Origin of the sequence: Nocardia sp. NPDC056564, assembly GCF_042793755.1 — a bacterium.
Classification (GTDB): domain Bacteria; phylum Actinomycetota; class Actinomycetes; order Mycobacteriales; family Mycobacteriaceae; genus Nocardia.
Genome location: NZ_JBHTUR010000031.1, coordinates 43,281 through 65,694 on the forward strand (window position 1 = coordinate 43,281; position 22,414 = coordinate 65,694).

Consider the following 22,414-nt stretch of genomic DNA (forward strand, 5'->3'; position numbering starts at 1 on the left):
GCCGGCCACCACTCCCGGAAAGGGAATCGTCTCGATGCCGCGGCGCGACCATGCTCGAGCTATGACGACAACGCAGCCGGAGGCGCGGAAATCGCGCACTCCGCAACATATCTCGGGACTCAACCACGTCAACCTGTACACCCGCGATCTCGAACGGTTCATCGAATTCTACTGCGGGATATTGGGATTCGAGGTGGTGGTCGCGCTGCGCGACGACTTCATCGACGGCTCCGACATCCTGGCCCCGGACGGTCGTGTCGCGGCCAGGGCGGGGCAGATGACCAGGCCGCGGCATTACGTACTGCGGGTCGCGGATCGCAGTTACCTGGCCGTTTTCGACCAGGGCCCGGACTTCGACGGCCCCGGCGGCGGGTTCCATCATCTGGCCTTCGCGGTTCCCGACGAGCAGGCGCTGGCCGCGGCGGGCGACCTGCTGCGCGCACACGGTGTGGCGGTGAGCGCCGCCGTCGATTACGGGCCGTATCACTCGCTCTATTTCCTCGATCCGGACGGGCGCAATCTCGAACTCTGCGTACAGCTTCGAGATCTCGGGCTGCCCGAGGACCGCACCGATCCGGATCCGCTACCGCGGGTGTGGCGGCCGAGCTAGCTCGGCTCTACGGCAATTCCACACGGCGCGGTGAGCCGGTGACGGCGGGAGTAGACATTCGGTAATGGCGTCAATATCGGGTTTGGCGGTTTGCTGAATATATGCTGTTTTATCTCGACATTCGCTCTGATGCCGAGAATTTAGCGCGTGTGCGGTGAAAGCTCGATTGCTACGTCAGTGCCTCGAGTGCGGATGTGTCCGGTCGGAGGAAGTCCGAGCGCTGCGCCCTTGGCGAAGGTCGGCAGATCCCAACAATGGAGGTCGAGATGTTCGGTATGGCGCAGCGACGCGTCCGCGGGTTCGGCGTTATCGCGGTCGCCGTCCTGGTGACGTTGGCCGGGCCGGCGATTGTTTCCTCGAGTACGGCGGGCGCGGCGCCGCCACTTCCGCAAGTGGATGAGTTCTATCAGCCGCCAGCCGGTTTCGAGGCCGCGGCCCCCGGCGCTATTCTGCGTTCCCGGCCGATCGAGTTGGTGGCACCGTTCCCGGCGCAAGCCTGGCAATTGCTCTACCGCACGACCGACGTGTTCGAGCAGCCGGATGTCACCGTCACCACGGTGTTCCTGCCGCACAATGTCCGGCCGGATCGTCCGTTGGTGTCGCTGCAGATGTTCGAGGACGCCTCCGGCCCGCAATGCGTCCCGTCCTACGGACTGCAGGCCGGTGCCCAGTCCTCGCTGGAGACCACCGGGCAGCTCAAGGATCTGCAAACCATGCTGCAGAACGGCTGGGTGGTGTCGGTGCCCGATTTCGGCGGGCGCTCCGGCCATTTCCCGGTCGCCCAGGAGCCCGGTTTCATGGCGCTGGACGGCATTCGCGCGGCGACGCGATTCGCTCCGCTCGGTCTCGGCGCGGAGAATCGCGTCGGCCTGTACGGGTATTCGGGTGGCGGATTCGCGACGGGGTGGACGGTTGAGCTGCAACCCAGTTACGCCCCGGAACTCAACCTCACCGGCGCCGCGTACGGCGGGCCCGGAGCCGATATCAATGCGGCGTTGTTCACCACGAACGGCGGGCCCTTCTCCGCCATTGTCGGTAGTGGCCTGTCGTCCTACTACGCCACCTATCCCGAGGTGAAAGCGTCGATGCTGCCGCACCTGACCGCCGAGGGGGCGGCGGTGATGGATCAGATCCAGACCCAATGCCTGTCGACCACCCTGGCCCAGCAGTTCTTCGGCGACTGGAAGCGGTACTTCGACATCCCGCTGGATCAGGTCCTGGCATTGCCGCCGCTGGCCGAGGTGATCAACAAGGCGCGATTGGGTACCCGCGCGCCGTCCGCGCCGCTGTATGTCTTCCAAGCCGTGCAGGACGAGGTGATTCCGGTGGGCTCGACGGACCGGATGGTCGAAGAGCTGTGTGCTCGCGGGGCTCGGGTCACCTATATCCGTGAGGAAATGGCCGAGCACATGAGCACGATTTTCTCGGCTTCCCCGGGCGCGTTCTCCTGGCTGGGGGAACGCGTCAACTCCGACGCTCCGGTGCCGGCGGGATGCAGTACCACCACCGTGCAGTCCCAATTCCTGACCCCGAAGTAGACGACGGGACAGTGCGCCGGGCCCCACTGATGCGGTCCGGCGCACTGTCAGCACACAGGCGGAACAGCCGTCGTCCGGCGACGGTTCGAATAGGTGGGCCGTCGAGCTCGTCGAGCGGCGGTCAATCGTCGTCGTTGCCCGAGGGATTGCCGGTGGACAACGACGTATCTCCCGATTTGCCGCCTCGCCTGCGGAACACCAGCACTGCCGCGACCAACACCGCGATACCGAGGATTACGAGTAACTCCATACGAGTGGCCTACCCGTATCCCGATGGTCGAACCCGAAGTCAGCAACACACTCGCTAAGCCGATCGAAGGTGGCGCGCTGCCGGGATTGAATCGCGAGACCGCGGGTATGCGGCCCCGTGGGGGAAGGGAGAACGGGTTCATGGACAAGAATGCGCGCCGGGCCGGTAGTGCGGCCAAGACCATGCCTTCCGAGGTGCGAGGCAAGCTGACCGTCTTCGACAGGTTCGCCACCGGCGCCGCTGAATTAACCGCCAAGGCAGGGTTTTTCGTCTTCTGTGTGCTGCTCGTGGTGCTGTGGGCGCCGACGTTCCTGCTCTTGCCGAGCATCGACACCTGGCAACTGGTGATCAACACCGCGACAACCATCATCACTTTCCTGCTCGTCGCCCTGCTGCAGAACACCCAGTCCCGCTCCGACGAGGCCGTGCAGCAAAAACTCAACGCCATCGCCGATGCGCTGTCCGACTTCATGGGCGAGTTGAGTGCCGAGCATCCCGAACTGGAACGGCACCGCAAGGAATTGGCCGACGCCGTCGGTCTGGAGGAGCGCGAGTCGGCATGAACCCGCGGTGATTCAATCCGGCGGTGCTGACGGGTCCTCGGCGGTTCCGCGGTCGGCCGCGTCGGGCGGTTGCGGTGCCGCACCGGTACCCGCGAGATCAGGCGCGGCGCCGTGCTCGGGCGCACCCGGGTCGGTCCCGGAATCGGCGTTTTCGATCGCTGCGCTCAGTTCCTCGCGCAGGCGATCGGCAGTGGCCTCGTCGCCCGCGTCGGCGGCAGTGGTGATGTCTTGGCGCAGTCCAGCAGGCACTACCCGCCACACTCGGCAGTAATCGCGTACGGCTCCATTCCGGCCAGGCTGAATCCACGATCGGCGGGCTGCGGGAGAACCGGCTAGTGGGGCATGCTCATCGAGTGCCAGCGCTGGGTGGCGTGGTCGTAGGTGATGTGGCCGTTGGCGGCGAAGGTGTCCAGCCAGCCGCGCATCGGCCAGTGGCCCCAGCGGCGGTGGAAAATGGTTGCGTTGGTGAGGATGTCGTCGAGGTGTTCGATCGGCGGGTCGGAGACGGGGTGGTATTGGTGGTAGGCGTCGGCGCCGCCGGTCCAGCGTAGCCGCGCGCCGATGGCGGCGGCCTTGTAGGCGAAGTCGGTGTCTTCGCCGCCGTAGCCGTGATAGCGGGTGCAGAAGCCGCCGATGCGGCGCCAGGTGTCGGCGGTGAGGGCGAACGAGAGCGACCAGAAGAGGTCGAAATCGGTGCTGTCGGAATGGGTCTGGCCGGGTGGGTCCGGCCGGGCCGGATGCGGTGCGCGGTGCCGGCGCAGACCGGGGAGGTCGTATCCGGCCGGTGGGGCGGGCGGGAGGTAGGTGACCGGTCCGCACAGCAGCAGGGGTTCGGTGGTGGCGGCGGCCCGGTAGCGGGCGATCATCCACGGGTCGGGAACGCAGTCCACGTCGAGGAACACCAGGAGTTCGGCACCGCGCGCGATCGCGGCCCTGGCACCGAGATTGCGAGCGTGGGCCAGCGGTAGCCGGGGCGTCGGCGCGTCGATCCACACCGTGTGTGCACGGTGTCGCCGCGCGAGGTCGACGACCTCCCGGTCGCCCATGGCGACGACGATGTGCTCGTCCGGTGCCGTCGTGCTCCGGGCCAGTCCGCGTATCTGGTTGCGCAAGTGCGTGATTCGGTGCGCGGCCAGGGTGATGACGGCGGTTCTCACGCGGCGGACGTGCGCGTCCGGCCGGCGGGGGAGACCGCCCGGGCGACTCGATCGATGACGGCCGCGGCCCGGCCCGCGGCCCCGTGGGTCCGCCACTGCCGCCATCGGCTGGTGTCCAGGCGCAGCGCGGCGTCGATCAGCCCTGGCCATTCGTGCAGGCCGGGCCACTCGTCGACGGCGAGCGCGAGGCCCGTGTCGGCGAGCGCGCTCGCGGTGGCACGCTGCTCGCCGAACGGACGCTGCGCCGGGATGAACACGGCGGGCTTACCCGCGGCGGCGATATCGGCGACGGCTCCCTGCCCCGCGTGGGCCACCACCACGTCCGCACTGCTCAGCAGCGGCCACAGATCATCGGTCCAATCGCCCAAACCGGCTGTGCGCCAGTGATACTGCGGATGTCTGTCCGCGCATTCGCGAATGGTCTCCGCGGTGAATCCGCTCCCGCCCGCGCCGGCGAGGACCAGGACGGCCGGCCGGACCGCGGCATCGCGGGGCGCGATCGGCGGATGGGCCGCGAATCGGCTGACGCCGCCGATGTAGTGCGTCTTGTCCGCGTACGGGTGCAGCCAGGTCGGGTCGTACACCGCTCGAGGCCAGGCGGCGATCAGCGCGTCGGCGATGTCGTGCACCAGGTTGTGCGGGGCGTCGGTGCGAGTGCCCGGCAGGACCATGGTGACCACGGGCACGCCGTGCAACCTGGCCAGCAGCGCGACCTCGACGGACACGTCCACCACGAGGGCGCGGGGCCGTTCGGCGGCGATCCATTCCGAGATGGCCGCCATCCGATCCCGCAGTCCCGCATCGGCTTTGGGGACCCAGTGCAGGCGCTCCGCCGCGGTGGGATCCACCACCTCGGCCGCGGCATCGTCCGCGGGCAGTGCGACAGTTCGCGCGAAGACCGGGTCGTCGACCGGGAGGGAGGTGAGAACGGTGACCGGCGAAGCGATTTCGGCGCAGATGGTGCGGGCGCGCACGAGGTGACCGGCGCCATGATGATGGATGTAGTAGCCGATCATGCTGCCCCCTTACGGGTTTCGCCATATCGCGGCGTGGCGATGAGCTGCTGGTAGTGCCGGAGATAGGCGTCGACCATCGCGGTGATGCCGCACGAGGCCACGGCGCGCTCGCGGGCGTCGGCGCGCGAGAGTGTCGCGGCCTCCGCCGCGGCCGCGGCCATGGCGTCGACGTCGCCGGGCGTGACGAGCCTGCCGCAGGCCGGATCCATGATCTCCGGAATGCCGCCGCGTTCGAACGCGACCACCGGGGTGCCGCAGGCCAGCGCCTCCGCGACGACCAGGCCGTACGGCTCGTCCCACAGCGGGGTGACCAGCGCGGCCGCACACGACCCGACCAGGTCGGCGAGCGCCGCCTGATCGAGGTGGCCGTGATAGCGCGTGTTGTCGTCGAGGTCGGGCTCGATGACGTCCCGGAAGTAGCCGGCATCGCTGATCGGGCCCGCCAGATGCAGCCGCCGCTCGGCGCGGCGCGCGGCGGCCACCGCGACGTGCGCGCCCTTCTCCGGGGTCAGGCGCCCGAACCAGACCAGGTCGGTGCCGCCGGCGCCGCTCGGCCAGGCCCGCAGGTCGATCCCGTTGGGCACGACGCCGACGGGACGCACGACATGCCGCCACGCGTGCGCGGTGTGCCTGCTGACGGCGACGAACGCCGAACCGAGTCCTTTGCTCACGTCCAGGGCCGATTCCAGCCACGGCGTCGGCGGCGTGTGCAAGGTGGTCAGCATCGGGACGCCCACCGCGGGGGCCATGGCGACGGGGAGATAGTGCAGGCTGTGATTGTGGATGACGTCGAACGTCCCCGGTCCGATCGCGCTGAGGTCGGTCATCACCGTCAGATAGGCATGGTGGTCGGCGAGGAACTGTCGCGGCTGCATCGACGAGTCGGCGGCGGCCGCGGCGCTCGGGCTGAAGGCCCGCACCCGCAACGCCGACTGCGCCGCCTGCGCATCGCTGCCGTCGGCGGCGAACAGGGTCACCCGGTGACCACGCGACTGCAGGGCGCGGGCCAGGTGCCACACGTGCGCTTCGAGCCCGCCGGCGAAGGGTTGCCTGATCGGATGCCGGTTCGAGGCGAGCAGGGCGATGGACAACCCGCTGCGCGCGTTCATCCGGCGAGCGCCCTGTCATAGATGGCGCGGTGCGCGGCCGCCAACTCGATGCGCTCGACCCGGCGCGCGGACCACTGCGCGCGCTCGGCGCCGCCCTCGTACACGGAGCGGACCGCGCGTTCCAGCGAGCCGGGGTCGAACCGCGTCTCATCGAGAACGTAAGTCGCACAAGGTCGTTGCTCGGCGTAGCAGCCGCAGCTCGGCGCCACGACCGCGGTGCCGAGGTCGTAGCAGGCTTCCAGCCAGCCCGAATGGGTGCCGAAGCGGTACGGCAGCACGGACGCGGACAGCGACGAAAGATACTGCCACAGTTGGTCATCGGTGAAGTACTCATGGACCCGCACCTCGACTCCGGGACGGCGGCCGAAGTCGACCAGCGCCGCCGCGGCCGCCGGGGCATACCAGTGGTTGTCCGGGTCGAAGAGTTCGTCGTGCAGGTCGATGCGCAGCACCGCGCCCGGCAGGTCGCCGATGACGTCGGCGAGGACGTCCAGGATCGGCAGCGGATCCATGTTGGGGCGCAGGCTTTTCGCGTGCACGCCGAGCACGAACGGCTGGGCCGGGCGGGGCAGATCGATGAGCTCGCGCTGCACGACGTGCGGATGGCTCAGCACGTGCGGTCTTCGATTCCATAGTCGGTCGATCTGCGCCGCCGCGGTGGGGGTGAGCGTGATGATCTCGTCGGCGGCCGGAATGAGGACGTCCAGTTGCGCCCGGTGCCCGCGGGGATCGGGCTGGTGCGGATTGCGCAGATCGTGGGCGGTGTAGACCAGCGGCTTGCCGTGCGCGCGTAGTTCGCCGACGATGTCGGCGAGCGTCTCGGTCTCGACCGAGTCGAAGCCGAAGTGCACGTGGAACACGTCGAAGCTGCGATGGTTGCGGCGAATCCACTGCGGGTCGAGCATGACCGGGGGCCACCAGCCGCCCGGCACCGTACGCCCGTCGGCCGGGCGTGGATCGGGCAGCCGCACCACGCCGTCGCCCCCGTCGACGGCCGAGAGATGCCGCACGTAGACGTGCGAGGCGGGCACCGACGCGACCCGCACGGGGGTGGCGTGCGTTCGCGCATCGGCGGCCCGGTGCGCGCCGGTGTCGACAGCGTGGCGAACACGCCGCTCACCTTCGGAGATCTGCATGGCCGGCACCCTTTCCCAAACGATCGTGTGGCTGAGTCGTTGCCGATCTACCCTGCGTTGTCTGACGCAAACCGGGCGGGTGGGTTCTTCGCCGCGATGTGGTGGCGGCTTCTGGGCGCGAGATGGCCAGGCCGGCAGATGATTTCGGCGGCCCCGTGGATCGGTCCGCGGATCGTCGGCCACATCGCGCCCGCACGCGGTCGCGGGCGGCCGGCAGCGGGCGCGTGGCCCGCGGAAAGCGGATAGCCGCCGCGACAAGAACCAAACCTGGCGGCCTGTTCCGAACCGTTCACCAGTCGACCGGAGCCGGGCAGGCGGCGTTGCGGTCCGGCTCAGCTGTCGAACTGGCGCGGCGCGGCCGGTGTCTCGGGTGGATGCAGCGCGCCGGATTTCGCCGGGTCCGTGGGGTGGGTGTCCTGTGCGGCGACGATGGCTTGGGCCTGCTCGGCAGGGGTGACGCCGTGTGCGCAGGCGAGCTGCGCCAGCCGGGTGCGGGCGTCGTCGACGTCGAGACCGAAGACCTGGGCCAGGATGCCGATCGCGAGGGCGGTCACGGTGGTGCCGTGCAGCACGGCCCGCACCGTTTCGATGGTGCTGGCGCGGCGGCCGTCGACCCGCCCGAGGGAGAGCGCGATCGCGGTGATATCGGCCAGCATTTGACCGAATTCGTTGGGCCGCAGGGACCCCCACGGCTCTTCGGTGTGCACGATCAGTGACCCGAGCGGCGTGGCGAGCGCGGTGACCGGGTAGGCGCGCACCGCCCGCATGCCCGCCGCGATCGCGTGTTCGCGGTAGCTGGGCCAGCTCGTGTCGTTCTGCGCGTCCAGGTCGGCGATCATGGTCACCGCGCCGTCGCGGGCACTGGTGTAGCCGGGTCCGATCGAGTGCAGCTGCGGGTCCGCCGAGTGTCCGTCGGGGAGCGCCTCGGCGACGATGTACGGACGCTCCTCGCCCTCGGGGTTGCGTCGGTCGAGCAGTACCAGCACCGCCGAGTAGGCGTCGAAGCAGTCGCGGGCGTGTTCGGCGATCGTGTGCAGCACGGTCGGCACGTCGAAATCGGTGGTCAGTGTCGCGGTCAGCTGCGCGACCGCGAGTCGCGTTTGCGCGGTGTCCATCACTGCTCGCCTTCGGTTAGGTCACGTTGGTCGCGCAAGGACAGGCTGCCCGCGGCGATATCGGCCGCCACCGCCGTGATCGAGCGCCCCTGGGCGTAACTGTAGGCGCGTAAACGGTCCAGCCCCTCGGCCGTGGTCACGCCCAATTGCACCGACACCATGCCTGCGGCGAGGTAGACCTCCGTCCGGGAGAATTCGACGCTGTCCGCCGGATGTTCCCCGGCGGCACTGAGTTCGATGGCCTGGTCCACGCTGCCCGCATCCCGCACGCGCACAGCCCAATTCGCCGACAGGGTGCCGCCGACGGCGTCGGCGCAGGCCGCGGCGAACCGGCGCGCGTGCCGGTCCAGCTCACCGGCCGAGCCGCGGTAGAGCTCGAGCACCCCGATCGGCGACTTCCGGCCGAACACCGGGAAGGCGAACGCGGCCCGCACGCCGAGGGCTAGCGCGTCCGAGGTGAACACGGGCCACCGGCGGCTCGCGCGCTCGTCGGCCAGATCCGGCCACAGTTCGGCCTCGGCGCGCCGGTAGGCGTCCAGGCACGGCCCCTCGCCGATGACGAATTGCAGCTCGTCGATCTGCTGTGCGGTGGGGTCCGTGGCGTAGACGAGTTCTCTGGCCTGCGACCCGGCGCTGAGCACCGCGACCGCCGCCCCGCCCGCGCCGGTGAGGCGCACCGCGGCCGCGCAGAGGGTATCGATACCGGTGAACAAGGAGCCACTGTCGGTGTCGCGCCGAGCCGAGCCGCCGACTATCGGATGCTCTCCTTCGGTGCGCCGCCCGGGATCGTCTCCGGACACGCTGGACTCCTGTCTGTTGATAGCAACCCTAATCCAGAACGGCTCGGCGGCTCGATACCCGGGGCGGTGTCGTGCCGTGCGTCGGTTCCGCGCGCCGAGATCGTTGACCTGCGCACCGGGCGCCGCAGGTGCACCGTGGAGGTCACCACGGTCGGATGCCCGCGCTTCCCTGGTCGAAACGGCGGTGGTCCCCGGGTAGGGAGATCAGGAGGCGGCGCGGCGGCGCCTGCGGTGGCTGGTATCGCAGAGCGGGTAGATTTTCGAGCGCTTGCACAGGCACAGCGCCACCTGGAACCGGTCGCAGTCGATCGTGGCGCCGTCGGCGGTGACGATTTCCACCGGGCCCTCCACCAGCGCGGGACCGTCGGCGGTGAAAGTTATTCTCCGCCGGTCATTTTCGGGTCTTGTCGGCACGGATCACCACCAATTCCTCGTACTGCTGTCCCGGGGTGATCAACTCCTCGGCGATCAGGTGCGGGATGCCCCGGCGCATCACCGGACCGAAGGGGATCGTCGCCCGCGCCACGACCGCGGCCTTCAACCCGCCGTCCCGCAGGTGGGTGATGGTGCGGTCCGGGTCGGCGACCGCGGAATGCACGATCAACGCCGTGCCGTGCGGGTTCAGCAGGGCGGGCGTGCGCGCGCAGAGGCGGTCGAGAAAGGACCGGCCGTCGGTTCCGGCATGCCACGCCCGGCTACGGCCGCGCACCGGCTGTCCGTGCCGGTGCGGCACGTACGGGGGATTGGCCAGCAGGATGTCGAATCGCCGGCCGCGAAGCGCGGTCTCGAAATCGCCGCGCAACACTTCGACGTCGATGCCGCGCAGCCGGCAATTGGCCCAGGCCGAGATGCCCGCCGCGCGGGAGATGTCGACCGCGGTGACCGAGGCCGCGCCCGCGAGCCCGGCGTGTACCGCCAGCGCGCCGGTGCCGCAGCACACGTCGACCACGTCGCCACCGGGCGGAAGCGCGGCCTCGGCCAGGGCGGCGGCCAGCAACCAGGTGTCCGTCTGCGGGCGGTAGACGCCCGGGGTACGTAGCAACATCACCGAAAGGCAATGCCCGGCAGCGACGGACCTAATCACGATCAACGGCGAGTAGCGGCTCGCGCAACGAGGTGCGGTCCGCACGCCAGCTACCGAGCACGTGGTCGCCGAACCGGTCCTCCAGGAGATCGGTGACCTGGATACCGAAGACGACGGACGCGCACAGCTCCGGTTCGCGCGCGAGCAGGTCGGTGATCACCTCGCGCAGCACCTGCTCGTGCACCGCGTCGGCTTCGACGTGCTCGTGATAGAACAGCGCACAGGCCGGGTCGAATTCGTCCCAGCGCCCCAGTGCCTGCGCCATCCGCAGGGCGCCGGGTGGCGAGGTGATCTCGACGGCGGCGAAGTGCCCGACCAGCGCGCCGCGCCAGGCCCGGTGCAGGCCGAACAGCGACATCATGTCGACCAGCGCGAGCATCGGCGCCGGCACGCGATCGAGGTAGCGCAGATAGCCGGGGTCGAGCCCGGCGCCGGCCAGGAGGTCGGCGTAGAGCTGAGCGTGGACGCGTTCGCCGCGGCCGCCGCCGAACTCGTCGAATTCCACCGCGACCAGCGACGCCTTGGCCTGCCCGCGCAGGCGCGGGATGGCCCAGGCGTAGGGGTCGGCTTCCTTGTGGTGATAGACGGAGCGGTGCACGAAATACTCGCGCAGTTGCCACGGCAGGCCCTCGTCGCGCAGGAACGCGCTGACGCCGGTCTCCTCGGCGGGGGTCAGCAGCAGACGCTCGAGTTCGGCGTCGAGATCGGCGCCGCCGGGGACATCGTCGTGCAATGCCCGCAGGTACCGCTGCTCCATCGCCGAGCGCAAGGTGAGCAGGCCGGGGTCCCATTCCCAGCCGGTGTCCACCGATCCGTAACCGTGGTAGTGCAGCTCGTAGCAGGTGTGCAGGGCGAGCTGGAAGTCCTCGCCGTAGGGATCGAGCTCGGGCAGCCGCGGGACGGAACTGCCCGGCGAGCGGGACAGCACATCGTTCACGGCCGCGGACAGCTCGCCACGCGGGGCGGGCAGAACGCCGACCTCGGCGACGGAAGAGGTAGTCATGAGGTCGGCGTACCCAAGATCGGCGGCTCGACGCGGATCAGGCGAGTTCGGCGGCCCTGGCCCAGACCCGATGCTCGGGCAGCGCGGCCGCGAGCAGGTCGAAGGCCGCGCCGATGCCGTCCGCGGCGTCGACCCCGGCCGAGCTGTCGGCGATCCCGGCGGCGTGCACGGCCGGCTGCCCGTCGGGGGTGAACGCGATGCCCTTGAGGTGCCGATGCGCCTCCTGTATCAGCACGGTGAGCCGCGGGTCGGGCGCGGTGGCGGCGATCAGCAGCGCGTCGAACTCGATCGACCGCGCGGTGGCCAGGGTCCGCGACACCGTCACCTGCTGTGCGCCGCTGCCGAGTTCACCGCCGTGGGCCGCGATGACCAGCGGCGTCATCGACTGCTCGGCGATGGTGCGCACGGTGGCGGCCAGCGCGGCGAGATCGGACTTCTCGTCGGCGAAGATGCCGATGATCCGCCCGTCGCTCGGCCAGCTGCCGCCGAGCTGCGACAACGCGGGGGAGGGGGTGACCTCGACGGTCTTGGTTCCCTTGCCGCGCAAGGCGATTCCCAGACGCCCAGCGACGGTCTGAGCGAGCTGCTCGTCGATCTCCCGCAGCACCGTCACGGCGCGTTCCTTGATCGCCTTCTCGTAGCATTTGCCCAGCTCGAAGCTGTAGGCGTCGGCCACGTGGGCCTGCTCGATCTCGGTGAGGCTGGCGTAGAACAGGCGGGCGCTGCTGAAGTGGTCGTCGAAGGTCGCCGGCGCCTCCCTGACCTTCGCCCCGGCCACCTGCTCGGGGAATTCGATCAGAGTCGTGTCCGCGCCCGCGATGAAGGGGCACCCACCGTCCAGGCTGTTCGGCCGATACGGCGCCACCCCGGAATGCACTGCGGTCTGGTGCATTCCGTCGCGCAGCAGGTCGTTCACCTCGGCCTGCGGCCGGTTGATCGGGAGCTGCGCGAAATTGGGCCCGCCGAGCCGGGAGATCTGCGTGTCGAGGTAGGAGAACAAGCGGCCCTGCAACAGCGGGTCATCGGTGACGTCGATGCCGCGCACCAGGTGGCCCGGATGGAAGGCGACCTGCTCGGTCTGGTCGAAATAGTTCACCGGGTTCCGGTTGAGCGTCATCGTGCCGATCACCTGGACCGGCGCCAGTTCCTCCGGCACGAGCTTGGTCGGGTCGAGCAGATCGATCCCCTCGAACATCTGGTCCTCGGTGTCGGGGAAGACCTGCACACCCAGATCCCACTGCGGGAACGCGCCCGCTTCGATGGCGTCGGCCAGGTCCCTGCGGTGCATGTCCGGATCGACGCCGGCCGCGATCTGCGCCTCCTCCCACAGCAACGAGTGCACGCCCAGCTTCGGCTTCCAGTGAAACTTCACCAGGACGGTCTTCCCGCGCGCGTCGACGAGCCGGAAGGTATGGACGCCGAAGCCTTCCATCATTCGATAGGAGCGCGGGATCCCCCGGTCGGACATGTTCCAGAGCGTGTGCGCGGTGGCCTCGGTGTGCAGCGACACGAAATCCCAGAAGGTGTCGTGCGCGCTTTGCGCCTGCGGGATCTCCCGGTCCGGATGGGGCTTCGCGGCGTGGATGATGTCCGGGAACTTGATCCCGTCCTGGATGAAGAACACCGGAATGTTGTTGCCGACCAGGTCCCAGACGCCCTGGTCGGTATAGAACTTCGTGGCGAAGCCGCGGGTGTCCCGGACCGTGTCGGCCGAGCCGCGTGAGCCGAGAACGGTGGAGAAGCGCACGAAAACCGGTGTCTCCTTGCCCTTTTCGAACACCGACGCGCAGGTGATCTTCTTCGCCGCGCCATTGGCGACGAATACCCCGTGCGCCGCGGCGCCGCGCGCGTGCACCACCCGCTCGGGAATCCGCTCGTGATCGAAGTGGGTGATCTTCTCGCGCAGGTGGTGGTCCTGCAACAGGACCGGTCCGCGCGGACCCGCCTTGAGCGAGTGGTCGGTATCGGGTACCCGTGCTCCCTGCGCGGTGGTCAGGAAGGCGCCCTGCTGCGCCATCGCCCGGGGGTCCGCGTCGAGCGGATGGCCGGTCGGCGACACCGGTCGGGGCGCGACCTGGTCGGGTTTGGCGGGCAGCGGCTCGCGGGGTCGCGTCGGCTCTTGCGCCGCGGGCGGCTCGACGCCCGGCACCCCGGGGAGGATCGGCTGGGGAGTGGTCTTCGACTTCGAACCGCGGGTGGATGGAGACATTTCGGCGGTACCTCCTGTAGTCGCGAGTAGGGCCCTGCCGCGCTCGCGCGGTGCGCCTCACAGCGCACGGGGCGGATTCGAGCCTGGCCATACCCGGCCCGGTACCAGCCAAACGGCGAGCCGCACCCGCTCGGTTTCGCCGCGGCCAGAATCGCGCCGGTGCGCGTCAACGGAGATCATCCGGGTATCGGAGGAACATGGCCCTGGCGTTGAACCGATCGGTAAGTACCCGCCTGCTGTTCTTTTTCATCCTCGGTGACACCCTCGGGGCCGGCATCTATGTGCTGGTCGGTGCGGTGGCGCGGGAATCGGGCGGGGCGATCTGGTTGCCCCTGCTGACCGCACTGGTGCTCGCCACGCTGACCGCCGGTTCCTATGCCGAACTGGCCACCAAATACCCACGGGCAGGCGGTTCCGCGCACTACGTCACCGCGGCGTTCGGGCCCGCGGCCGGGTCGCTCGTCGGATTCTGCATGCTCGCCGCCGGGCTGGTCTCGGTGGGTGCGCTGGCCCGCGCGTTCGCCGGCGACTACCTGGCGGCGCTGGTGTCCTGGCCGCTGGCGGCGGTCGTGGTGGTGTTCCTGGCGGCCCTGGCCGCGCTCAACATCCGCGGGGTGACGGAGTCGTTGCGGGCGAACCTGGTGGCGACCCTGATCGAACTCGGCGGCCTGGTCCTGATCATCGTCCTCGGCGCCTGGATCATCGCGCGCGGCGACGCCGACCTCGGACGTCTCACTGATCTCGGCACGGCCCGGCACGGCGGATTCGACGCCGTGCTGGCGGGGACGGTGCTGGCGTTCTACTCCTTCGTCGGATTCGAGACCTCGGTGAATCTGGCCGAGGAGGTCAAGGATCCGCGCCGGTCCTATCCGCGGGCGCTGTTCGGTGCGCTGTTCACGGCCGGGGTGGTGTACGTGCTGATCGGTGTCGTCGCGAGCGCGAGCGTGCCCACCGAGCGACTGAGCGAGTCCAGCGGCCCGCTGCTGGAGGTGGTTCGGGCCGCGGGCGACCTCCCGGACTGGGTGTTCAGCCTGATCGCCCTGGTCGCCGTGGCCAATGGTGCGCTGCTGACCGGCATCATGTCCTCGCGCCTGGTGTACGGCATGGCGAACGACGGACTGCTGCCGCGGGTGTTCGGTCGGGTCCTGCCCGGCAGGCGGACGCCGTGGGTGGCCGCCCTTGCCACCTCCGCGGTGTCGCTGGTCCTCGCCCTGACCGGCGAAATCGACTCGCTGGCAGCGACATTGGTGCTGCTGCTGTTGGTCGTGTTCGGCTCGGTGAACGCCGCGGTGCTGGTGCTGCGCCGCGAGCCGGGCGAACCGGATCATTTCCGGGTGCCGGTCGCCGTCCCGTGGCTCGGTCTCGGTTCGTGTCTGTTCCTGTTCACCCGGATCGAGGGCACGGTCTGGGTGCGCGGGCTGATCCTGGTCGCGGTGGGTGTGTTGCTGGCCGCCGTCAATGCCGTGCGGGCCCGCCGGGGCGGCTTGGCCGTCGAATCCGAAGCGGACGGGCTCGAGCCCGATTCGGTTCGGGGATAAGGATATTCGATGCGGCGGGGATCAATTCTCGGTGGTCAGGGCGCTGTCGCGGAGGTGGGCGAGTGTCCTGCTGAGGATGCGGGAGATCTGCATCTGGGAGACGCCCAGCCGGTCGGCGATCTGCGATTGGGTCTGGCCGCCGAAGAACCGCAGGTGCAGAATGAGGCGTTCGCGGGGCGGGAGTTCGTCGAGCAACGGCGCGATGGTGAGTGCCTCGTCGGTGAGCTGATAGCCCGCGTCCTCCGCGCCGAACGAGTCGGCCGCGCTCGGGGCGTAATCGGAATCGCTGTCGTGGGCCGAGGTGTCGAGCGAGTCGCTGGTGTAGGCGTTGGCCGCCAGCATCGCCTGGGTCACCTCGAGCAGGTCCACCCCGAGTTCGATGGCGATCTCGACGGCCGTGGGCATCCGGGCCAGCCGGTGACACAGGGATTCGATCGCGGGGGCCAGGGTGAGCTGAATTTCCTTGGTACGGCGCGGAACTCGCACCGCCCAGCCGTGATCGCGGAAGTGACGGCGGACCTCGCCCATGATGGTGGGCACGGCGAACGCGGTGAACGGGGTGCCGCGCGCCGGGTCGAAACGGTCGATCGCCGCGACCAGGCCCAGGCAGGCGACCTGGTAGAGATCCTCATAGTATTCGCCGCGTCCGGTGTAGCGGCGCGCGATGTGGTCGGCCAGCGGCAGGCACCGGCGCTGGATCTCCTCGCGCAGGCGGGAGTGTTCAGGAGAGCCGGGAGCCAGGTCGGCGAGCGTGGCCAGCGACGTTTCGATCCCGTCGTAGGAGTCGGGGCCGCGCCGGCGAGCGGTGCGGGCGTCGTGGGTAACCAGACTGGAATGGTCGGTCATCGGAATCGTCCCTACGCCGCAAGTTTGCGCTGAGGTTCTGCTCCTAGTCGTGAACATCCTCAATCGACTTGCCGCCCTCCCAGCATCGCAGTGCCGGACCGCCGGCGTCAGTCCCGTTTACGAAGACGTGCTCGGCGCGCGGGACAGAAAACGAAGGACGCTCTCGGGCGTTTGGGTCGCGAGCGTGCGGGTAAACGCCCGAGGAGCCGTCGCGTCGACGCGTGCGGCGGGAGCGATACCTCGATCCGACGAAAGGTACGTTCGGCAGGGCCGACAGGAACGAGGACGATCGTGCGAACTCTGGTATTCGACAGTGACGACCTCGGCGCGATCGAGGTCTTCCTCAACAGCGCGTACACGACGATGCGCATCGGAAGTGGCGGCCCGCAGCCGGCCTCGGCGCACATTCGCCGAGACATGCTCGGCCCGGTCAGCCTGGATCAATTGGACGTCGGGTTCGACCTGAACTACGACGCCGATCCGCTGGCGAAGGTGTGCCTGTGCGCGGTGCAGAGCGGCCGCGTCGAGGAGACGTACCGCGGTGCGAACGTCGAGGTGTTCAGCCCGGGGGAGGTCGGGCTGTTGTCCTCGGAGGCGCCGTATCGCGGGACGATCCGCTCGGCTCGATACAGCGTCACCATGTTCGATCCGGCGTTGCTCGCCAGGGTGTGTGATCCGGCCGCTCTGGGCAAGCCCGTCCGGTTCGCCGGCCATCGGCCGGTCAGCGCGAGCGCGGGGCGGCGTCTGAGCCGCGCGATCGAGCATCTGCAACTGGTCGCGGCCGGTCCCGAGGTCGCGGTGGGCGATATCGTCGCGGCGAGCCTCGCCGACTATCTGGCCGCGACCGTACTGGACACCATGCCGACGACCGGGGCGCTCGAGCCGACCGCCGCGGACCGCGGCGACGCCCATCCGGACGCGGTCCGCCGCGCCGTCGCCTACATCGAGACCCACCTCGGCGAAGACATCGCCGTCGCCGACATCGCCGAGGCCGCGTTCGTGACGATCCGCGCGCTGCAACTGGCCTTTCGCAAGCATCTCGACACCACGCCCTTGGCGATGCTGCGCCGACTGCGGCTGGCCGCGGCGCACGAGCAGTTACGCGCGGCGGTGGCCGGCGATCTGGTCACCGTGACCTCGGTCGCATACGAGTGGGGGTTCGCGCACACCGGGCGGTTCGCGCACGCGTACAAGAACGCCTACGGCCACCATCCGAGCCGAACACTGCGGGACTAACGACTGGTCTGCCAATCGCGCCCGATCGACCGGATGGCGGACGGCCACACGATCAGCCGCCGGAACGGTGCGATCGCCGCCAGGTAGATCGCCCCGAGCACGCCGTTCGGCTGCACCAGCATGGCCAGCTGCCCGCGGTAGCCGCCGGCCGATTCGTCCGGCACCCAGCCGATGTGCAGCACCGCGTGCACGGTCCGGTTGGCGCTCTCCAACGCCCACTCGTCGTGGGTCAGGTACACCGACGTGAAGGGCAACGCGCGCAGATCCGGACCTGCGGGCAGGGCGCGTAGATCGAGCGGCACTCGGTCGCGCAGCGTTCGCACCCGCGCGCCGAGGCCGGAATCGGCGCGGTCCCAGCCGAACAGCGCGCCGAGTCGCCAGCGAATCGCGAACAGCGCGCGGACCGGTGCCGATCTGTGGGTGCCTGCGGCCAGTCGCCGCACCAGGCGCGGGAAATCGTCGGGGCCGCCCGGTGTGGGCAGCGCCCACACATCCTCGACCCGGAAGTCCTTGGTGATCTCGTGGATTCGCCACGGGTGGCCGGTGTGCGCGGTCTCCGGAAGCCGCATCGCGTGACCTTCCCTTCAGCGACCACAGTCGTGCAGGTCATCGACGTCGAGGACCGGAAGCTCGGCTCCACGATAGACGCCGCGCGGCGTTCCCTTTGCGACCCTCGACGACGCCGCGCGTGCCGCGCGGCCTACAGGAATCCCGCGAGTTCGAGCAGGCGGCGCGCGGGCAGGCTCGGCGACGGAATGGCTATCGTGTGTCCGGTTGTCGACAGCCGGGCGGTCAGCGCGACCAGCAGCCGCAGCGCGACACATCCCAGGAAGGTGACCTCGGCCAGGTCGACCACGACGTCGGCGGGGGCGAATTCGGCGAGTTCCCGACAGGCGCGGTCGAGCTGGGGCTGCGTAGTCAAGTCGATGTCGCCGTACATCGCCACCCGCGGCGGATCCTCCTGCGGGAAACACCGCACCTCGCCGGGTACGACATTCGGATACCGCTGGGACATAGGGGCATTCGCCAGGATGGCGCTGGGTGAACTCACGACCGGCCTCACCTTCTCCGGGGACCGGTTCGGTGCGATCCGCCGAATAATTGTCGCACGACAAATATTCAGAAGCTAGTTACCGGGCACGCACGATCGGGGCGGTCGGGCGTGATCGGTGTCGTCAACAGCACATCAGGCGAAAAACCTTACCGCCCCATGGCTCGGTAGCTGCGATCGGGGTGGGGGCGCGGTCGAGCCGCGGCCTCGCAGCCGGTGGCTGTAATCCACACTAGGGCACAAGGTCTCGAATCCGGCGTCGCATGGTACGCGAGGTATGTCGAGTAAGTTTCTTGCTATACGGAAAATGTTGGCAATGGTTCGAGCCGGTCAGGCTCGACGCTCCTGCCGCGCGACCTCGGCGCTCCGTTCGACGCTCGTACTGAACTCCGCCAGGCCCGCCAGCAGGGCCGCTCGCCCCGCGACGCTCATCCCCTGCAGCACCTGGGCCAATTCGCGGCGCCGGTTGTCGCCGGCCTGGGTGAGCAGACGCTGCCCATCCTTGGTCAAGGCGAGCATCACCTCGCGACGATTCGCCGGACTCGCCGTGCGGGCAAGCAATCCCGCGGCTTGCAGCCGGTCGCACAGCCGGCTCGCCGAGGACGGCATCGCGTCCAATTCGGCGGCCAAGCCGTTGAGATTGATCTGCCCGTGCCGTTGCACGATGGTCAGGGCCTGGAGTTGCGAGGGCGACACGCGGGTGCCTACGGCCTGCTGTGCCCGGCCCCATAACGCCATCAGTTGGGCCGCCGCTTGTTCGACCGTTGCGGCGAGATCGGTCCCGGATCGGTCCGGCCGCCGCGCACTGTTCATGCCATTACTGTGACACGTCGCCCCAGCCGGGCGACACCCCTGGCACGCGGTAATCTCGTCGGTCCGTGTCGCACGACAATCGTTGCGATCGGCCGCAGCCACGTAGCCCCCGGGGGCTCGACTCTCGGAGGTCCACATGATCCGCACCGATGACTCGCTCGGTCGTGCCGAGAGAGCGCTGCGCGCGAGCGCCCCGCACGCCCTGCTCGACGTCGTCCGCGCCACGCTGCGGGCCGATTTCGCGGCGACCTCGGTGGACCTGCTGCTGGCCGACTACCGCTTGTCCGTGCTGCAGCCGGTCATCGAATTGCCGCACACCGCAACGCCTTTGCCGATCCGGACCACGACAGCGGGCCGGGCCTTCACCGCCCAGCAGGTGCTCTTGGAACCCGGCCCGAACGCCGAGGGGGTGACGGTCCACCTGCCGGTGGCCGTGCGCGGCGACCGCCTCGGCATCCTGCGCGTCCACCTGCCTGCGGCGCCCGCCGGTGACCGGCAGGACGCGCTGGCCGCTGTGGCCACCGTGCTCGGCCACGAACTGATCGTCGCCGAACGCGACACCGACCTCTATCTGCAAGCTCGTCGCCGGGAACGGCTCAGCCTCGCCGCCGAGATGCAATGGCAACTGCTGCCGGGACGCGGCTGCGCGCGCACGGAGTACTCCCTCGGCGGGCAACTCGAACCCGCCTACACCATCGGCGGCGACAACTTCGACTGGAGCACCTCGGCGGACTATCTGACCGTCACCGTGTCCAACGGCATGGGGCAGGGCATCGGCGCCGCCCTGCTGACCAACCTGGCGATCAGCGCCCTGCGCAACGCCCGGCGAGCCGGTCTGGACATCGCCGACCAGGCATGTCTGGCCGATCAAGCCCTTTACGCCCAGTACGGCGGCCGCCAGCATGTCTCGACGCTGTTGATGCGCTTCGAGGTGGCCACCGGCCGCGTGGGCGTGATCGACGCGGGCTCGCCGCGCGCGCTGCGGCTGCGTGCCGGGGCGGTCGAGCTGATCGAGTTCGAGCAGCAACTGCCGCTGGGCATGTTCGACGGCACCGACTACCGCGAACAGTCCTTCCAGGTCGAACCCGGCGACCGGCTGGTCATCGTCAGCGACGGAGTGCACACCGCCCAGGCCCCCACCGGGGTCGAATACGGTTCCACCAACCTCGATCTCGCGATCCACGCCTCCAGCAACCTGCCCGCCTCCGAGGCGGCGCGCGCCATCATCACCGAGTTGCTCGACTATCACGAGGGCACCGATCTGCTCGACGATGCGGTCGTGGTCTGCATCGACTGGAACAGTCCTCGCGCCACCTGAATCGGTCTGACCAGGTGAATTAACCGTCTATGTCCGCACTCGAAAATCTACTGTGGCGGATGTAGACATTCCGCTGAGGCTGCGGTAATGTCTCTCTTGTTCGAACAGTAAGTCCAGAGGTTGGGCAGATGAACTGCCCGGAATGTTGAAGTTCCACCCCGTCACCCCTCCGGCGGAGAAGAGAATCCGGTGCAATCGGCCGGACCGCCGGAGGGGGGACGGGAACAGAAAACGACAGGCAACGTTCGAGTTCGCCGGCAGTCCCAGGAGGTGGTCACTGAAGAGTCATCTATCGGATCCGCGTCCCGGCACGCGCCGGATGCGGTGTGAAGTAACGGCCTTCGTGGCCGGTGACAGTTGAAGTCAACCCCCTCTTCCTAGATCCAAGGCCCCGGCGCAACCGCGCCGGGGCCTTCCGAGCGTTGAAATACGAGAGGTGCAGTGCAGCAACCGAACATCGATCCCGCCGACGGCGCCAGCGCCGCGGACAAACTCGACGACGACACCTATCCCGCCTACAGCATGGGCCGGGCCGCGGAGATCCTCGGCGTCACCCAGGCCTTCCTCCGCGGTCTCGACGCGGCCCACCTGCTGACCCCGCAGCGATCCGCGGGCGGCCACCGCCGTTACTCGCGCTATCAGCTGCGCATCGCCGGGCGCGTGCGCGAACTCGTCGATTCCGGGAACACCATGGACGCGGCCTGCCGCATCGTCATCCTCGAGGATCAGCTCGCCGAGGCCCTCCGGCTCAACGCCGCCCTCCAGCACACACTCGACCAGCGCGACGACCCCGCCTGAGACCGGCGATCGTGGGCGGCGCCGGATCACCAGTGCATCTTTCGTGAGCTGCCGGGTAACTGGCGGATATGACGCCGACACCGGATCCGAGGCTGGACGATGACCAGCCCACCGCGGACGCCTATGACCCGCGCACGGTCGAGGCGGTGGGCAAACTCACCGAGGCGCTGGAAATGATCGAAGTGGCGCGCGGCCACCTCTACAGCTTTCACCGCGAGACCGGAAGCGCGGATTTCGCGATCGAGCGCGCCGCGGAGTTGTTCCGCACGGCCGGACACACTGAGCTCGCCGCGCGACTCGACCGAGAGCTCGTGGGGCGCAACGTGTTACCCGGTCGCTGGACCTTCCAGGTAGTCGAGGACTACGACCAGACCTACTACCGCTGCGTCCGCGAACTCGAAGAACACGCGCGTCGGCTCACCGGCGGGCACCGTCATCTGCACGAGGCCGAACTCAAACGGCAGCGTCGCACCCAGGGGCAGCCGGCGCACGAAGCCGCCCCGGACGAGCGAGCGAAGTAGCCGCCGCGGCATGAGCTGCGCCGAGACCGTGATCTGCCACGCGCGCAACCGGATTGAGCACGAGCGACCGGCCGGAACGGCCGATGTGTAGGTCGGGCTCGACCGGGTACTGCGAGACGGCAAGAACGATGCGCGAATGATGCACTCCGCGTCAGCTCGTGGCGTCCATCAGCCGAACAATCAGGAGGTAGCGATGAGCACCATCACCGAGTCGGTCGACGTCGAGGTTCCCATCACCCACGTGTACAACCAGTGGACCCAGTTCGAGACATTTCCCGAGTTCATGCAGGGCGTCGAGGAAATTCGCCAGATCGACGACACCCACACCCACTGGGTGACCGAAATCGCCGGTGTCACCAGGGAATTCGACGCCACGATCACCGAGCAGCATCCGGAGGAGCGGGTGGCGTGGAAATCCGACAACGGTCCCGAACACGCCGGGGTGATCACCTTCCACCGCCTGGACGACAACACGACCAGGGTCACCGCGCAGATGGATATCGACCCCGAGGGCTTCGTCGAGAACGCGGCCGACAAGCTCGGCCTGCTGAATCACCGGGTCAAGGGTGACATGGAGCGGTTCAAGAAGTTCATCGAGCAGCGCTCGCAGGAGACCGGCGCCTGGCGTGGCGATGTCGCCCGCCCGGACGCCTGAGCGGACCGCCGTTTCGCGCCGCCGCGACGGATATCGACACCGTCGCGG

25 protein-coding genes are annotated in these 22,414 nt (G+C 69.0%); 9 read left to right on the forward strand and 16 right to left on the reverse strand.

Going from position 1 to position 22,414, the window contains the following annotated elements:
* Positions 1-61: 61 nt before the first annotated feature.
* Both ACFQ9K_RS42785 and ACFQ9K_RS42790 read left to right on the forward strand, forming a co-directional pair.
* Positions 62-610: a VOC family protein gene (locus ACFQ9K_RS42785; protein WP_378721310.1), complete on the forward strand. Its 549-nt coding sequence runs from the start codon at positions 62-64 to the stop codon at positions 608-610.
* Positions 611-885: 275 nt separating this feature from the next.
* Positions 886-2,148, forward strand: a complete 1,263-nt coding sequence (locus tag ACFQ9K_RS42790; RefSeq protein WP_378984467.1) for a lipase family protein — start codon at positions 886-888, stop codon at positions 2,146-2,148.
* Positions 2,149-2,269: 121 nt separating this feature from the next.
* On the opposite strand, the gene ACFQ9K_RS42795 is transcribed toward ACFQ9K_RS42790, so the two are convergent.
* A complete protein-coding gene (locus tag ACFQ9K_RS42795) occupies positions 2,270-2,398 on the reverse strand; it encodes a hypothetical protein (protein ID WP_378721313.1) in 129 nt (42 codons plus the stop codon).
* 182 nt (positions 2,399-2,580) lie between these two features.
* Between ACFQ9K_RS42795 and ACFQ9K_RS42800 the strand changes: the two genes are divergently transcribed.
* The gene (locus ACFQ9K_RS42800) at positions 2,581-2,961 is read left to right on the forward strand and encodes a low affinity iron permease family protein (protein ID WP_378721333.1); all 381 of its coding nucleotides are present in this window, start codon (positions 2,581-2,583) and stop codon (positions 2,959-2,961) included.
* Between the two features lie 12 nt (positions 2,962-2,973).
* On the opposite strand, the gene ACFQ9K_RS42805 is transcribed toward ACFQ9K_RS42800, so the two are convergent.
* From ACFQ9K_RS42805 to ACFQ9K_RS42855, 11 genes are all read right to left on the reverse strand, one after another.
* Positions 2,974-3,210: a hypothetical protein gene (locus ACFQ9K_RS42805; protein ID WP_378721314.1), complete on the reverse strand. Its 237-nt coding sequence runs from the start codon at positions 3,208-3,210 to the stop codon at positions 2,974-2,976.
* Positions 3,211-3,293: 83 nt separating this feature from the next.
* A complete protein-coding gene (locus tag ACFQ9K_RS42810) occupies positions 3,294-4,118 on the reverse strand; it encodes a glycosyltransferase family 2 protein (protein ID WP_378721315.1) in 825 nt (274 codons plus the stop codon).
* A complete protein-coding gene (locus ACFQ9K_RS42815) occupies positions 4,115-5,134 on the reverse strand; it encodes a glycosyltransferase (protein WP_378721316.1) in 1,020 nt (339 codons plus the stop codon). Before ACFQ9K_RS42815 ends, ACFQ9K_RS42810 begins: the two co-directional genes overlap by 4 nt.
* Positions 5,131-6,243, reverse strand: coding sequence for a glycosyltransferase (locus tag ACFQ9K_RS42820; protein ID WP_378721317.1), 1,113 nt, complete (start codon positions 6,241-6,243; stop codon positions 5,131-5,133). The genes ACFQ9K_RS42815 and ACFQ9K_RS42820 overlap by 4 nt, the downstream gene beginning before the upstream one ends.
* Positions 6,240-7,379 (reverse strand): glycosyltransferase family 1 protein, encoded by a 1,140-nt coding sequence (locus ACFQ9K_RS42825; protein WP_378721318.1) that lies wholly within the window; start codon positions 7,377-7,379, stop codon positions 6,240-6,242. The genes ACFQ9K_RS42820 and ACFQ9K_RS42825 overlap by 4 nt, the downstream gene beginning before the upstream one ends.
* A 332-nt stretch (positions 7,380-7,711) precedes the next feature.
* A complete protein-coding gene (locus ACFQ9K_RS42830) occupies positions 7,712-8,494 on the reverse strand; it encodes a GAF and ANTAR domain-containing protein (protein ID WP_378721319.1) in 783 nt (260 codons plus the stop codon).
* Complete coding sequence (locus ACFQ9K_RS42835; RefSeq protein ID WP_378721320.1) at positions 8,494-9,294, reverse strand: GAF and ANTAR domain-containing protein; 801 nt, start codon at positions 9,292-9,294, stop codon at positions 8,494-8,496. Before ACFQ9K_RS42835 ends, ACFQ9K_RS42830 begins: the two co-directional genes overlap by 1 nt.
* A gap of 204 nt (positions 9,295-9,498) precedes the next feature.
* Positions 9,499-9,675: a CDGSH iron-sulfur domain-containing protein gene (locus tag ACFQ9K_RS42840; RefSeq protein ID WP_378721334.1), complete on the reverse strand. Its 177-nt coding sequence runs from the start codon at positions 9,673-9,675 to the stop codon at positions 9,499-9,501.
* Positions 9,676-9,685: 10 nt separating this feature from the next.
* On the reverse strand, positions 9,686-10,339 hold the full coding sequence (locus ACFQ9K_RS42845; RefSeq protein WP_378721321.1) for a HemK2/MTQ2 family protein methyltransferase: 654 nt from the start codon (positions 10,337-10,339) through the stop codon (positions 9,686-9,688).
* A gap of 31 nt (positions 10,340-10,370) precedes the next feature.
* Positions 10,371-11,381 carry an iron-containing redox enzyme family protein gene (locus ACFQ9K_RS42850; RefSeq protein WP_378721323.1) on the reverse strand — a complete coding sequence of 337 codons (1,011 nt, stop codon included), beginning with the start codon at positions 11,379-11,381 and terminating at the stop codon, positions 10,371-10,373.
* 37 nt (positions 11,382-11,418) lie between these two features.
* Positions 11,419-13,590, reverse strand: coding sequence for a catalase (locus ACFQ9K_RS42855; protein ID WP_378721324.1), 2,172 nt, complete (start codon positions 13,588-13,590; stop codon positions 11,419-11,421).
* A gap of 197 nt (positions 13,591-13,787) precedes the next feature.
* Here ACFQ9K_RS42855 and ACFQ9K_RS42860 point away from each other — a divergent pair, with 197 nt between their 5' ends.
* A complete protein-coding gene (locus tag ACFQ9K_RS42860; RefSeq protein ID WP_378721326.1) occupies positions 13,788-15,128 on the forward strand; it encodes an APC family permease in 1,341 nt (446 codons plus the stop codon).
* Positions 15,129-15,149: 21 nt separating this feature from the next.
* Here ACFQ9K_RS42860 and ACFQ9K_RS42865 read toward each other — a convergent pair whose 3' ends face one another.
* A complete protein-coding gene (locus ACFQ9K_RS42865) occupies positions 15,150-15,974 on the reverse strand; it encodes an RNA polymerase sigma factor SigF (protein WP_378721327.1) in 825 nt (274 codons plus the stop codon).
* A 291-nt stretch (positions 15,975-16,265) separates the two neighbouring features.
* Between ACFQ9K_RS42865 and ACFQ9K_RS42870 the strand changes: the two genes are divergently transcribed.
* A complete protein-coding gene (locus ACFQ9K_RS42870) occupies positions 16,266-17,210 on the forward strand; it encodes a helix-turn-helix transcriptional regulator (protein ID WP_378721328.1) in 945 nt (314 codons plus the stop codon).
* Here ACFQ9K_RS42870 and ACFQ9K_RS42875 read toward each other — a convergent pair.
* From ACFQ9K_RS42875 to ACFQ9K_RS42885, 3 genes are all read right to left on the reverse strand, one after another.
* Positions 17,207-17,779, reverse strand: a complete 573-nt coding sequence (locus ACFQ9K_RS42875; RefSeq protein WP_378721329.1) for a DUF2867 domain-containing protein — start codon at positions 17,777-17,779, stop codon at positions 17,207-17,209. The two genes, ACFQ9K_RS42870 and ACFQ9K_RS42875, sit on opposite strands and share 4 nt — an antisense overlap.
* Positions 17,780-17,910: 131 nt before the next feature.
* The gene (locus ACFQ9K_RS42880; RefSeq protein WP_378721330.1) at positions 17,911-18,261 is read right to left on the reverse strand and encodes an STAS domain-containing protein; all 351 of its coding nucleotides are present in this window, start codon (positions 18,259-18,261) and stop codon (positions 17,911-17,913) included.
* Positions 18,262-18,591: 330 nt separating this feature from the next.
* Positions 18,592-19,074, reverse strand: a complete 483-nt coding sequence (locus ACFQ9K_RS42885) for a MarR family winged helix-turn-helix transcriptional regulator (RefSeq protein WP_378721331.1) — start codon at positions 19,072-19,074, stop codon at positions 18,592-18,594.
* Positions 19,075-19,210: 136 nt separating this feature from the next.
* Here ACFQ9K_RS42885 and ACFQ9K_RS42890 point away from each other — a divergent pair, with 136 nt between their 5' ends.
* From ACFQ9K_RS42890 to ACFQ9K_RS42905, 4 genes are all read left to right on the forward strand, one after another.
* Entirely contained in the window at positions 19,211-20,392 is a 1,182-nt protein-coding gene (locus tag ACFQ9K_RS42890) for a PP2C family protein-serine/threonine phosphatase (protein ID WP_378721332.1), read from the forward strand.
* Positions 20,393-20,833: 441 nt separating this feature from the next.
* Positions 20,834-21,190 carry a helix-turn-helix domain-containing protein gene (locus tag ACFQ9K_RS42895; protein WP_378727270.1) on the forward strand — a complete coding sequence of 119 codons (357 nt, stop codon included), beginning with the start codon at positions 20,834-20,836 and terminating at the stop codon, positions 21,188-21,190.
* Positions 21,191-21,258: 68 nt separating this feature from the next.
* On the forward strand, positions 21,259-21,711 hold the full coding sequence (locus ACFQ9K_RS42900; protein ID WP_378727272.1) for a hypothetical protein: 453 nt from the start codon (positions 21,259-21,261) through the stop codon (positions 21,709-21,711).
* A gap of 193 nt (positions 21,712-21,904) precedes the next feature.
* On the forward strand, positions 21,905-22,366 hold the full coding sequence (locus tag ACFQ9K_RS42905) for an SRPBCC family protein (RefSeq protein WP_378984471.1): 462 nt from the start codon (positions 21,905-21,907) through the stop codon (positions 22,364-22,366).
* Positions 22,367-22,414 lie beyond the last annotated feature (48 nt).

What these genes read in the sequence shown, in the direction of transcription:
- ACFQ9K_RS42815 (WP_378721316.1), bottom strand. Translation starts at nt 5,134, where the DNA reads ATGATCGGCTACTACATCCATCATCATGGCGCCGGTCACCTCGTGCGC.
- ACFQ9K_RS42790 (WP_378984467.1), top strand. Translation starts at nt 886, where the DNA reads ATGGCGCAGCGACGCGTCCGCGGGTTCGGCGTTATCGCGGTCGCCGTC.
- ACFQ9K_RS42785 (WP_378721310.1), top strand. Translation starts at nt 62, where the DNA reads ATGACGACAACGCAGCCGGAGGCGCGGAAATCGCGCACTCCGCAACAT.
- ACFQ9K_RS42855 (WP_378721324.1), bottom strand. Translation starts at nt 13,590, where the DNA reads ATGTCTCCATCCACCCGCGGTTCGAAGTCGAAGACCACTCCCCAGCCG.
- ACFQ9K_RS42890 (WP_378721332.1), top strand. Translation starts at nt 19,211, where the DNA reads ATGATCCGCACCGATGACTCGCTCGGTCGTGCCGAGAGAGCGCTGCGC.
- ACFQ9K_RS42795 (WP_378721313.1), bottom strand. Translation starts at nt 2,398, where the DNA reads ATGGAGTTACTCGTAATCCTCGGTATCGCGGTGTTGGTCGCGGCAGTG.
- ACFQ9K_RS42800 (WP_378721333.1), top strand. Translation starts at nt 2,581, where the DNA reads ATGCCTTCCGAGGTGCGAGGCAAGCTGACCGTCTTCGACAGGTTCGCC.
- ACFQ9K_RS42865 (WP_378721327.1), bottom strand. Translation starts at nt 15,974, where the DNA reads ATGACCGACCATTCCAGTCTGGTTACCCACGACGCCCGCACCGCTCGC.
- ACFQ9K_RS42860 (WP_378721326.1), top strand. Translation starts at nt 13,788, where the DNA reads ATGGCCCTGGCGTTGAACCGATCGGTAAGTACCCGCCTGCTGTTCTTT.
- ACFQ9K_RS42900 (WP_378727272.1), top strand. Translation starts at nt 21,259, where the DNA reads ATGACGCCGACACCGGATCCGAGGCTGGACGATGACCAGCCCACCGCG.
- ACFQ9K_RS42830 (WP_378721319.1), bottom strand. Translation starts at nt 8,494, where the DNA reads ATGGACACCGCGCAAACGCGACTCGCGGTCGCGCAGCTGACCGCGACA.
- ACFQ9K_RS42845 (WP_378721321.1), bottom strand. Translation starts at nt 10,339, where the DNA reads ATGTTGCTACGTACCCCGGGCGTCTACCGCCCGCAGACGGACACCTGG.
- ACFQ9K_RS42905 (WP_378984471.1), top strand. Translation starts at nt 21,905, where the DNA reads ATGAGCACCATCACCGAGTCGGTCGACGTCGAGGTTCCCATCACCCAC.
- ACFQ9K_RS42825 (WP_378721318.1), bottom strand. Translation starts at nt 7,379, where the DNA reads ATGCAGATCTCCGAAGGTGAGCGGCGTGTTCGCCACGCTGTCGACACC.
- ACFQ9K_RS42820 (WP_378721317.1), bottom strand. Translation starts at nt 6,243, where the DNA reads ATGAACGCGCGCAGCGGGTTGTCCATCGCCCTGCTCGCCTCGAACCGG.
- ACFQ9K_RS42885 (WP_378721331.1), bottom strand. Translation starts at nt 19,074, where the DNA reads ATGAACAGTGCGCGGCGGCCGGACCGATCCGGGACCGATCTCGCCGCA.
- ACFQ9K_RS42850 (WP_378721323.1), bottom strand. Translation starts at nt 11,381, where the DNA reads ATGACTACCTCTTCCGTCGCCGAGGTCGGCGTTCTGCCCGCCCCGCGT.
- ACFQ9K_RS42875 (WP_378721329.1), bottom strand. Translation starts at nt 17,779, where the DNA reads ATGCGGCTTCCGGAGACCGCGCACACCGGCCACCCGTGGCGAATCCAC.